This is a genomic window from Clostridium beijerinckii HUN142, from assembly GCF_000621745.1.
Lineage (GTDB): Bacteria > Bacillota > Clostridia > Clostridiales > Clostridiaceae > Clostridium > Clostridium beijerinckii_A.
The window spans coordinates 140,155-152,570 of sequence record NZ_JHXK01000012.1 but is presented as its reverse complement, the minus strand read 5'-3'; the positions used below and the strand labels follow the sequence as shown (position 1 = coordinate 152,570).

At 28.9% G+C, this 12,416-nt stretch carries 10 protein-coding genes; all 10 read left to right on the top strand.

Translation table 11 applies throughout. The features are described from left to right. Positions 1-2: 2 nt before the first annotated feature. The 10 genes from mreD (at position 3) to T483_RS0107235 (ending at position 12,276) form a co-directional block, all read left to right on the top strand. On the top strand, positions 3-494 hold the full coding sequence (gene mreD / locus T483_RS0107280) for a rod shape-determining protein MreD (protein WP_026886265.1): 492 nt from the start codon (positions 3-5) through the stop codon (positions 492-494). After that, positions 491-3,397, top strand: a complete 2,907-nt coding sequence (locus tag T483_RS0107275; RefSeq protein WP_026886264.1) for a penicillin-binding transpeptidase domain-containing protein — start codon at positions 491-493, stop codon at positions 3,395-3,397. Before mreD ends, T483_RS0107275 begins: the two co-directional genes overlap by 4 nt. A gap of 157 nt (positions 3,398-3,554) precedes the next feature. Then, entirely contained in the window at positions 3,555-4,235 is a 681-nt protein-coding gene (sfsA, locus tag T483_RS0107270) for a DNA/RNA nuclease SfsA (protein ID WP_026886263.1), read from the top strand. A gap of 199 nt (positions 4,236-4,434) precedes the next feature. Next, positions 4,435-5,094 carry a septum site-determining protein MinC gene (minC, locus tag T483_RS0107265; protein WP_026886262.1) on the top strand — a complete coding sequence of 220 codons (660 nt, stop codon included), beginning with the start codon at positions 4,435-4,437 and terminating at the stop codon, positions 5,092-5,094. Positions 5,095-5,114: 20 nt separating this feature from the next. Next, positions 5,115-5,915 (top strand): septum site-determining protein MinD, encoded by an 801-nt coding sequence (gene minD, locus T483_RS0107260; RefSeq protein WP_026886261.1) that lies wholly within the window; start codon positions 5,115-5,117, stop codon positions 5,913-5,915. A 14-nt stretch (positions 5,916-5,929) separates the two neighbouring features. Continuing rightward, a complete protein-coding gene (gene minE / locus T483_RS0107255; protein WP_026886260.1) occupies positions 5,930-6,199 on the top strand; it encodes a cell division topological specificity factor MinE in 270 nt (89 codons plus the stop codon). 275 nt (positions 6,200-6,474) lie between these two features. Beyond that, positions 6,475-7,605 (top strand): FtsW/RodA/SpoVE family cell cycle protein, encoded by a 1,131-nt coding sequence (locus tag T483_RS0107250; protein WP_026886259.1) that lies wholly within the window; start codon positions 6,475-6,477, stop codon positions 7,603-7,605. Between the two features lie 417 nt (positions 7,606-8,022). After that, positions 8,023-8,499: a hypothetical protein gene (locus T483_RS0107245; RefSeq protein WP_026886258.1), complete on the top strand. Its 477-nt coding sequence runs from the start codon at positions 8,023-8,025 to the stop codon at positions 8,497-8,499. Between the two features lie 119 nt (positions 8,500-8,618). Further along, entirely contained in the window at positions 8,619-9,476 is an 858-nt protein-coding gene (locus T483_RS0107240) for a M50 family metallopeptidase (protein ID WP_026886257.1), read from the top strand. 718 nt (positions 9,477-10,194) lie between these two features. After that, positions 10,195-12,276 carry an S-layer homology domain-containing protein gene (locus T483_RS0107235; protein ID WP_026886256.1) on the top strand — a complete coding sequence of 694 codons (2,082 nt, stop codon included), beginning with the start codon at positions 10,195-10,197 and terminating at the stop codon, positions 12,274-12,276. Positions 12,277-12,416 lie beyond the last annotated feature (140 nt).

Genomic DNA, 12,416 nt, shown 5'->3' with positions numbered 1-12,416 from the left:
TAATGGAAAAATTAATTATTATTTTGATTTCTATAGGATTGGTTATATTAGATAACTCACTAATTCCGTTTTTTTCAATAAAGGGAGCTTATCCAAGTTTATTATTTACTTTCGCTATAGCTTATTCATTAGTTAATAAGAAAGAAAGAGCTGTATTTATGGGTGTTGTGAGTGGGATACTTCAAGATATTTTCTTTTTTAATGGTTTTGGTGTAAATTCATTATTGAATTTATTTCTATGTCTTCTAGCAAGTTTTATTGGAGCAGGAATAATAAAGACTAAGAGACTGATACCTGTTGCCTCGGCTTTTTTTATAACAATAATTAAATACGCAGGAGTGCTTTTGATATTTAATTTTTTTAATATCGAAATACAATTTTCTAAAAGTATCATTATGGGAGTATACAACGGAGTAGTAATGTTTTTGGTGTATAAATTGGTAATGAATGTTTATGATGATGAGTATTCAAAGCAAAGATGGAGGTTTAGATGATAGTAAATAAACCAACTAATAAGAAGAAAAGGAAGATTTCTAGATATACAGTTTTATCTATAATCATGATAGCTATATTTTCAGTGATTATTCTAAAATTGTTATATATTCAAGTATTTAATTATGATGAATATAAGGATAAAGCAGATGTAACATCAACGAGATTTATATCGGAGAAAGCCCCAAGGGGTAAAATATATGATGACAAAGGAAATGTTTTAGCAACTAATATTCAAACATACACTATTACATATACGGAAACAAAAGATGCTGATAAACAGTTTTATATAACTATGAAAGAACTTTTTAAAATATTGGATGAAAATGGAGAAAGCATTCAGGATTCGTTACCTTTAAAAATTGATAGTAATAATAATATATATTTTGAGTATAAAACTAATGATAAACAATCTCAAAATATAGAGGAATTGAGATTTAAAAAGGATAGGGGATTGAATGATACTCTAAAAAACCAAATGTTCAAAGATGTTGAAGAATTATCGGATGAACAAAATGCAAAACTAGATGAAGAACTTCTGAAAATAACTCCTGACAATGCATTTTATTCATTAGTTAAATCGTATAATTTAATTGGTCTTGTAGACCCAGATTATGACTCAAAAGAAAAGAAGAATGTTTATTCTAAAATGGAAGGCAAGGATTTAACAGATATGATTTTAAAAGAAGGATATTCTTTAAATGATATTAGAAAATTCATGCTTGTAAAAGATGCTATAAAAATGCAGAGTTTTAAGGGATATAAATCAGTAACTATTGCAGAAAATATTAAGAAAGATACTTCATTAGTAGTAATGCAAAAGAAATACGATTTGCCAGGAATAAATGTGAGTTCGGCACCTATAAGGTCATATCCATATAATAATTTAGCATCTTCAGTGTTAGGATATGTATCTTCAATTAATGATACACAAAAATCAGCATATGAACTTAAAGGATATGATGTTTCATCAGATTCTGTAGGAAAGTCTGGAGTAGAATCGGCTTTCGAAGAACAATTAAAAGGAGTTAAGGGTGGAACAACTGTTAAAGTTAACTCTAAAGGAAGCGTTTCGCAAGAATTATTTAAACTTGAACCTTATCCAGGAAATGATGTGCATCTTACAATAAATAGAGATATTCAATATGCAGCAGATCAAGCGTTAGCAGATAAAATTGCTGATATGCAGGCTACCGGAAGAGATGATAAAGGAAATAGACTATTGAATGCAACGAGAGGTGCATTGGTAGCAGTTGAAGTTAAAACTGGAAGGGTATTAGCTTTAACAAGTTATCCTAACTTGAATCCAAATTTATTCACAGTTCCAGGACAATTAACTCCTCAGCAGTATCAGGATTATTTTAATCCTGACTTAGAGAAGTTTGGGCAGGAATTTATTAAAAGAATGGGACTTAATGTAACTGTTGATGAGTTATTTCCTAAATTAAATAATGGAGCTAGATGGGATAAATATGATTTATATCCAAAAGCAACGTTTAATTATGCGACTCAGTCAAAAATTCCACCTGGATCTACATTCAAGCCGCTAACAGCTGTTGCTGGTTTGGAGTCTGGAGCAATAAAACCTGGAGAAATGATAAATGATACAGGAATATTTAATATCCATCCAGAGATTTTTGGTAAAGCTTTTGGACCCAAAGGACTAGAGGCTGCACAAGGGAATATAAGTTTAACGACAGCTATAGCAAAATCTATTAACTTTTATTTCTATGAGACTGCTACTAGAATGTATATGCAAGCAGGAGGAAAGGCTAATAATGTTGAAGCACTGAATTCACTTGCTAAATATGCTTGGCAGTTTGGATTAGGAATTGATCCTAATAGTAGTGCTAAGGAATCGACAGGAATAGAAATAAGTGAAAGCTTTGGTCAAACTTATAATTTTACATCATGGAGAAATACTGTGCTACAGATGTCTACAGATAATATAATTAATTTTCTAGAGAGTGGAAACTACAATAATACAATATACTTTTCTCCTATTGATATAAGAGATAAAGATGATGATAATGATGAAGTTAAGAAGTCTAAGAAAGCTATAAAAGATAAAGTTAAAGATACAATAAATAAAGACGTTGACGATCCAACAGCGGTTAGTCATGATGCATTTGCTAAAGATATTAAGAAAGATGTATTAAATTTGATGAATAATTCAGATGAATACAAAGCAAGTATTGCAGGAAGAAATATAAATTTAGAGTCTCAAGCTACATTAATATCACAAGCCTTAGCTCAATTTGCGGCTAATGATCAGCCAGGACAAGTAAGATCACCAGGTTCGCTTGTTTATGCATCAATAGGTCAGGGGATGAATACTTTCACTCCATTGCAATTAGTATCATACATCTCAACTCTTGCAAATGGAGGAACAAGATATAAGATTCATTTAGTAGATAAGATTACAGATGGTGATGGAAATGTAGTTCAAGAGTTTAAACCAGAAGTTTTAAATACGGTTAAGATATCAAAAGAAACTCAGGATGCGGTTAAGCAAGGAATGACAGCTGTTAACCAAGAAGCAGATGGTACAGGTAGTTCTACATTCCTAGGATATCCAATACCGACGGCTGGTAAAACTGGTACAGCTGATGTTTTTGATGATCAATTACAATCGAAAGTGGGAAGGGAACCTTACGCAACATATGTAAGTTTTGCACCAGCAAATGATCCACAGATAGCTGTAGCAGCAGTAGTATTTGATGGAGGTCATGGAAGTAGTATTGCACCAGTAGTAAAGGCAGTTTATGATGCTTATTTTAAGGATCAATTGAAAAATGATGCACAGTATACTTCATCATCAGATACATGGAAAAAATATGTTTTAGGTAATCCTTATAACCAAGAGGCAAATGCTTCACAGGCAAATACAAACCAAACTCATTAATAAAGATTTATAATAGAGACATTGTATTTAAATATAAATTAATAAAAATCAATTAATTTGTAAGGTATCTATATTAGGTATGCAATTATAAAAATTGCATAAAGTAAACCTAATTATAGATACCTTTTTATAAAAAATTAGATTTAGTGAGGGAAAAATGAAATATAATAATATTCTAAAAGGAAAATTTATCTCAAGACCAAATAGGTTTATAGCTTATGTTGAAATTGATGGCAGGGAGGAAGTCTGTCATGTAAAAAATACTGGAAGGTGTAAAGAACTTTTGACACCTAATGCTATAGTATTTATTCAAAAAAATGATAATCCAAAAAGGAAGACTAAGTTTTCTCTCATAGGAGTTATGAAAGGAGACAGAATGATCAATATGGATTCTCAAGTAACTAATAAAGTTGTTCATGAATGGATATTAAAAGGAAACCTTTTAAAGGAGGTTACTTTAATAAAGCCGGAAACTAAATATAAGAATTCAAGGTTTGACTTTTATGTTGAGACAAAGAATAAGAAAATTTTTATAGAGGTAAAAGGGGTAACTCTAGAGAATAATGGAATTGTAAAATTTCCCGATGCACCTACAGAAAGAGGTGTTAGGCATCTTAGAGAGCTCGTTGATTGCGTTAGAGAAGGGTATGATGCTTACGTTATATTTGTAATACAAATGAAAGATGCTGTTCATTTTGAACCCAATGTAGAGACACATAAGGAATTTGCAGATACACTAAAATATGCAAAAGAAAATGGTGTAAATATAGTCGCAGTAGATTGTTTAGTAGATGAAGACAGTATTAATATAAGCGATTATGTTAATGTGGTATTATAATCTGATAAGTGTTCAAAGCTTTGGTAAGTATACCGCATATTATCAAATTTTGATGTTTTATATGCTTTTATAAAATTTAATCAAAAATTAGTGAAACATATATACAAAAATAGTCAGTATAATGATATAATTTTAGAGAGGTTGCCATTTTCAAAAAGATTTAACTATTTTAACCTGCAAAATTCATTGGAGGGAATGAATGTATAATAATGATGGTATTTTAATAAAGGGAAATAAAGATGGAATAAATACAACTATCAATATGAATAAATTTGCTTGTTTTGATGATATGATTGTATTATTAATAAAGAAACTTTCTAAAGGAAAGCATTTTTATAAAGGAACAACTCTAATATTAAGAATAGATTTAAAATCGGTTAATAAAAAGGAATTAGGCATTCTTAAGGAAAAATTATTAACTCAAATTGAATTAAAAGATATTGTTCTAGAGGATATAGAAAAGGAAATTGAGCAGGTGAATGAAAAAGAGGTTAAGGTATTCTCCGGCGTATACGAAGGGAAAACTAAATTTATAAGAAAGACAGTTAGAGGCGGAGAATGTATTAATTACCAAGGAAACATAGTTATAGTTGGAGACATAAATAGCGGTGCAGAAGTGTATGCAGCAGGGAATGTAATTGTTTTAGGACGTATAAGGGGTAAAGTGAGTGCTGGGACTAATGGAAATACAAAGGCAGTAATAGCAGCATTCCTACTACAACCTGAACTTTTAAAAATTGCAAATGTTATAGCTATGTCTCCAGACGACATTGAAAAACCAAGCTATCCAGAATTAGCAAGAATTAAGGATGGGTTAATAATAGTGGAACCATATTTACCAAATAAATATATATACTAAAACGTCGGAGGGATTTTTTAATGGGAGTATCTATTGTAATAACTTCAGGTAAAGGTGGAGTTGGAAAAACAACAACTACAGCTAATATAGGAACTGCTTTAGCATCACTTGGTAAGAGAGTAGTTGTTATAGATGGAGATACAGGGCTTAGAAACTTAGATGTATTGCTAGGATTGGAAAACAGAATAGTATATACAATAATTGATGTTATAGAAGGAAGATGTAGATTAAAGCAAGGACTTATAAAAGATAAGAGATTTGCAAACTTATTTCTTTTACCAACAGCACAAACTAAGGATAAAGATGATATAAGTCCACAAGAAATGTTAAAGATAGTAAATGAATTAAAAGAAGAATTTGATTATGTATTAATAGATTCTCCAGCAGGAATAGAACAAGGTTTTGAAAATGCTGTAATAGGGGCAGAAAAAGCAATTATTGTTGTAAATCCAGAAATAACATCTGTTAGGGATGCTGATAGAGTCATTGGTAAGCTTGATTCTAAGGGATTAGAAGATCATTCAGTTATTGTAAATAGATTGAATTATGAGATGACTAAGAATGGAGATATGCTTGATGTAGCTGATATTATTGAAACATTATCAGTAGAATTACTTGGCGTTGTTCCTGATGATAAGAATATAACTATTTCAACTAATAGAGGTGAACCTATTGTGCTAGAAGAGGGTGCAATTGCTGGACAAGCATTCAGAAATATAGCTAGAAGAATTACAGGTGAAGAAGTTCCTATTATTGATTTACATACAGAAGAGCATCAGGGATTTTTTAGCTCCTTAAAGAAGCTATTTAAGCGAAATTAAGGGAGGTTGAGAGAATGGGTTTTTTTAAGAGTTTAAATAGTAAACCAACACCTAAAGAAGTTGCAAAAGACAGATTAAAGCTAATTCTTATACATGATAGGGGAGAAATTGCCCCAGATATTATTGAGAAAATAAGAGAAGAGATTTTAGAAGTAATTTCTAAGTATATTGATATACAGGTTGAGGATGTTGAAATATCAGTAAATAAGAATGGCGATGAAGAAGGTGAAAATACTTCTGCATTAATAGCGAACATTCCAATTAAAAGTGTAAAAGGAAGATAAATAAATTGTTTTATCTAAATTTAGAAGAGATGTTTATTTTAAAGAATTATATGGTTAATTCTTTAAAATAATTCATCTTATTTTTTTATTAAGTAGGAATAAAGTCTATTTTACATGGATGCCATTGGAAGGTTAACAAGATATTATCTTTAAATTATTACAAAATTATTATGTTTTTTATACCCAATATAATTATTATGGAGAATGCGGTAATAATAATGTATAATTAAGATTGATTGAGTTATATAAGATTAATATAACTAGGAGGTGAGATATTGTTTAGACTATTAAAATTAGATATGAAATTAATTAAAGAAATTGATAAGACTATATTAATTTCTTTAATTCTTTTAATTTTATACGGAACATTTAATATATATCTATGCACAAAAGGACAATTTGGATTGAGTTTTGTAAAGCAACAGCTGGGTTGGTTTGCAATATCACTTGTAGCGTTATATATTTTTATGGCAGTAGATTATAAGATAATATTTAACTATGTACCTATATTATATTGGGGAGTTGTAGTTCTTCTTATATTAACAATGATTCCAGGTATTGGAATAGTAGTTAATGGTGCTAGAGGATGGATCCGTTTAGGAGTAGGTAACCTTCAGCCATCAGAATTTGCAAAGTTTGTAATTATACTTATGCTGGGCAAGAAGTTGGATGAGATGGACGGAAAAATAAATGATGTTAAGAACTTCTTCATATTAGCATTTTATTGCATAGTACCAGTAATATTTATTTTAATTCAACCTGATATGGGAATGAGTATGGTATGTTTCTTTATAGTTTTAGGAATATTTTATACAATGGGATTTGATACTAGAATTATTGCTGGAGGACTAGCTTGCTTAGTACTTGGAATAGTAATTGTTTGGAATTCAGGGCTCATAGAAACATATCAAAAAGTAAGATTTACAGCATTTTTGAATCCAAGCATTGATGACGCGAGTACTTATCATTTAAATCAGTCATTGATTGCAATTGGTTCAGGTGGATTACTTGGAAGTAGTCCGTCACTTGCTAAAGATGGAATTACAACATATGCTGCACAAAATGTACCAGAAGTTCAGACAGACTTTATTTTTGCTGCAATAGCAGATCAATGGGGCTTTGTAGGTGCAATTGTTTTGTTAATACTTTACGGATTTCTTATATATAAGATGATTTCAGTAGGACGAACATCTAAAGATATATTTGGTTCAGTTATATGTGTTGGGATAGTTTCCTATTTCCTATTTGCTATATTACAAAATATAGGGATGACAATAGGATTAGTACCAATTACAGGAATAACTCTGCCACTTGTTAGCTATGGAGGAAGTTCATTGCTTACAACAGTAATTTCGGTGGCATTAGTAATAAACGTAGGAATGAGAAGAAAAAAGATACACTTTTAGAATGTATATGTTGCAATAATAAATTTATATTCAGAACTTCAATAAAACAAGTGACAATTAGAAGTAAAATTCAGAAAAATAATTAAAATATATGTCAGAATTGTTTATAAAATAATAGGATTAATAATTTTATTCAGTATAACAGAAATTACAAATAAGAATTTTGAGTACTGTATAAGATTATTGATCTTATTTTAATTTTTGAGGATCGTTTATTCTAAAATGTAATAATTTTTGAAGGGCATGTATTAGTGAAATAAAAATTCCGAGTAGTTTATTTTTTCAATTAATGAACCTAAAAGATATCTAAATATTGCGAAATGTAGCAACTACAAAGATTCTATAACAATTTTGTTCTCATAATTTTATGAAGTATTAAATATACTTTAATGTGAATGAATTTGAAAGGAGTGTATCATGGGCAGCTATAGATCAGCTTATGAAGATTACTATAAGAACATTAATAATACAACGAAAGGAAGAAAGGATAAAAGGAACCATTTAACTTCAGGTAAAAAAAACAGTAATGCTATTATTGGTTCAAAATATGGTAGTAATATGAAAAGCAACGATAAGATGATAAATATTTTGATTACGAGAATAACTAAAGAACTAACTGGAGCTACACTTTTATTGCTATTTTTTGTTGGATTGAAATATACCCCTTCCGCACAAGTACAAGATATGCACATTAAATGTAAACAAGTATTAAATCAAAATTTTAATTATAACGGATATATAGATACTTTTAGTACAATGCAGATAGGAAATGTAAAAGGTAAGGATTTAAGGATAGGCAATTTTACTGTAGATGATTTGAAAATTGAGAATTTAAAGTCAAGAACTTCTAATTTTATGGAATATATAAGAAGTAACAGTAACATAAACAATTAAATTAATAGGAAATAGCATATTATTAGGAATATAAAATATATTTTAATATTTGATTAAGTTCCATTTTTTACTTGTGCATTGCAAATTATTTTGATATAGCAATATTATAGGGGTTAGAAATGAAGAAATGGTATATGGTATTGATTTTAGAACTGTCGATATTGATGTGGCTGGGAAATTACGAAGGTTACATTGTTGTGAGTTTTCTATGGGTAATATTGCATGAATTTGCACATATGATAGTTGCAAGTAAATTTGGGTGCAAATTTAATAATGTTAATATTAGCATATTTGGTGCTAAAGTCGAATTAAGTGACATTGATGAGTTAACTGAAAGAAAAAAAATAATTTTATATTTAGCTGGACCATTTTTTAACATTTTTATGGCCTTAGTTATGTGTTATTTATATGGATATTTTAAGTATCAAATTATTGAGGATAGTATAACGGCTAATTTCTTTTTAGGAGCATTCAATTTACTGCCTGCGTATCCCCTTGATGGTTCAAGGGTATGCGAAATACTATTATCAAAGAAGCTATTATATAAAAGATCAAAGAAAATTACAGAAATCTTTAGCTTTATTATTTCAGGAACATTATTTTTAATATTTATTATAATAATGATATTACATAAAGTTAATATAAGTTTATTTCTTGCAGTCATATTAATCACATATGCAACATTTATAGAAAAAGAAAAAACTATGTATATAATAATGGGAGATATGATCAAGAAAATAAGAAAGTTGAAAAAGCATAACTATATAGAAAATAAATCAATTTCCGTGTATTATAAAAAAGGTTTAGTTAATGTTTTATCTTTAGTTGATAAAAACAAATTTAACAGTTTTTATATTCTTAATGATGACATGGAGCTCATTAGTATAATACATGAGGATGAGCTTATAAAAGCATTAAAGGATTATGGAAATATAACGTTGGAAGAGTATGTTCAATTAAAAAAGAAAAATAATTGAATTCATTAAAAGATAACAGAAAAGTGATAATGATTTAACTTACTTTTTTATAATTGAGGCATGTGATAAAGAGTAATAATCAGTATCTTACTGAATATGTATCTTGCATAGGTGAGAATGTAGTTTTTTAATCTATATTCAATGATAAAATAAAATGTAGATGAACGTGGAATGACAGAAAAGATTGATAAATGCATAATATAATATTAGTTAGTAGTGTAGGGTTAATGATTAATTTTAATTGTTAACTCTATTTTTTATGATACAGAAAATTATACAGTGGGAAATCAAAACCTATGGGAACATGGAGTAGCTAGTTTTTTATTATATATTTATTGAGGTCGAGAGGATACTTTAGGATTGATTGAACACTTAACTTATAATCTACTAGAACTTTAAATATGAATTTATTGTTGCAACATAGATATTTAAAAGTAACTGTATAAAAATTTGTGAAAAAATTATAATTTAATGCAAAATTTTCATGTGAAAAATCGTATTATATTTAGGAGGGAGAGAAATTGATTTTAAGAGTGGAAGAATATAGATAAGAAATATAGAAATTTTAATGTAAACAAAATATAAATAATTATTTATGTAACATAAAAATAGTAATAATAAAATCTTCTACAGTGACTTAAGTACTATATTATTAATAAATTTTATTATAAATTTATAGTATGGAAAATAAATTATTATGAAAGATTGGAGGATATTTATGAAAAAGAAAGGGATTATAAGCGGGATATTAACATTATGTTTAATATTGTCTACTATTTCTATTCCGGCATTTGCTGCGGATGAAGATAGCAAAAACTTAGAACAAGCTATCATATCAGCGAAGAAAATTATAACAGTTCCGGATGATTATACAGAGTTCACACATAATTCAAGCGAACGTGAAGTAGGGGGGACTAAAGTTAGAATTTGGGATTTAAATTGGGCAGAGAAAGAAGGAAAGAAAGGATCAGTATCTGCATCAATAGGTGAAGATGGATCCTTGTATCAATATAGTAGGTATGATGGGGATAGTAAAGATGGGTTGGCAAATATTACGAAAGACCAAGCCCAAGTTTCAGCAGAAGATTTCTTGAAAAATGTGATTCCAGAATATACTGGGGAAATAAAGTTAGTAAAAAATGATTCGGGTTCTTTTCAGGAGGATGGGTATAACTTTACTTATCAAAAGTTTGTAAATGAAATTCCGGTTAACTACATTTATATAAACGTTGGTGTAAATAAATATAACGGGAAAGTTACATCATATAGTAATGATAGCCGAGAAGTAAAGGGTACTGAATATCCTAGTTTAAGTGGAATAATTGACTCTGCTGCTGCAGAGAAAGCTTATATAGATAAAATAGGTATAGATTTAAAATATTATTCTTATTATGATTATGAGAAGAAGAAAATGAATATATTTGCAGGATATGCTCCAAGTAATATAAGTGAATTTATTGATGCCAAAACTGGACAAGTAGTATCATATTCAAGTGATAATAAATTAGATGATGGAAATAAGAATCATTCATTGGCAAATGCTTCTGCAAATAATTTGGATAAAGCAAATCAAGAGCTGACACAAGAAGAGATGGATGCGATTCAGAATGTTGCACATCTTATAAGTAAAGAAAAGGCAGAAAGTATACTTAGAGAAACATCTGATTTAATAACGGCTGATATGAAAGTTAGTGATGCATCATTAAATAAAAACTATCTTGATGATGAATATTCATGGAATATTTCTTTTGATGGTGTATATGGAAGAGTGGATGCAAAATCTGGAGAAGTAATATCGTTACATTCTTATAATTACAATAAACTTGGAGCAAATGGAAATACTTCGAAGTCAGATGCGCAAAGCACAGTAGAAAAATTTTTGAAAAAAGTAGCACCTAATAAGTTTACACAAACAAAGCTTAAGGATATAAATAGTCCAATTTTAAAAATTACTAATAGACCAATAGAAGAAAATGCTTTTATGTTTAATTATGTGCGTCAAGTGAATGGAATAGAGTTTTCTGGAAATTACTTGAATGTTGAAGTAGATAAGAGTACAGGTAAAATTATTGGTTATGATAATAACTGGTATGACAATGCCTCTTTCCCTGACATTAGTAATGTTATAAGTAAAGAAGCTGCATTTAATAAAATTAAAGATTTAGCAGGATTCTCATTACAATATACAATGTTAGATGCAAATAAAGTTGGAATAGTATATGAGTTTATAAACAAGAATGATAGCTATATTATCGATCCTGTAAATGGTATAAGGATAGATTATAGTGGAAAAGCATATAGAGAGAATAAGTTACCAGAATATACCGATATAAATGGACATTGGTGTGAAAAGACGGTAAAAGAGCTTTTAGATAATGGGTACTATATAGATGGAGAAAAATTTAATCCAAATATGAATATTACTCAAATAAATTTCTTTAAATATATATACTCGCCAGTAAAAAATAACTACAGCGATGATGAATTTTATGATATGTTAATTCAAAATGGAGTAATTAAAGATGAAGAAAAAGCTCCAAATTCAGCAATATCATATAATGATGCTGCAAAATTTATTATAAGATATTTAGGATATGAGAAATTAGCTGGACATTCTGAAATATTTAACAGTCCTTTTAAAGATAATATAGAAGACGCATATAAAGGATATGCATCAATGTGCTATGCTCTTAATATTATTAAAGGGGATACAAATGGAAATTTTAATGGATCACACAATATAAGCAATGCAGAAGCAGCTGTGATTGTATATAACCTAATAAAGAACAACGGAAAATAGATTTAATGGAAGTGCTAATCTTTTTATAAGGATTAGCACTTTTTGTTGTTGTAGGTTGGGTTGTGGAAATAAAGTTAATAAATTAGTATAATATGATGTAAACAACATATTTTATATGTGAAAAAGTTATTGGTTAGAAT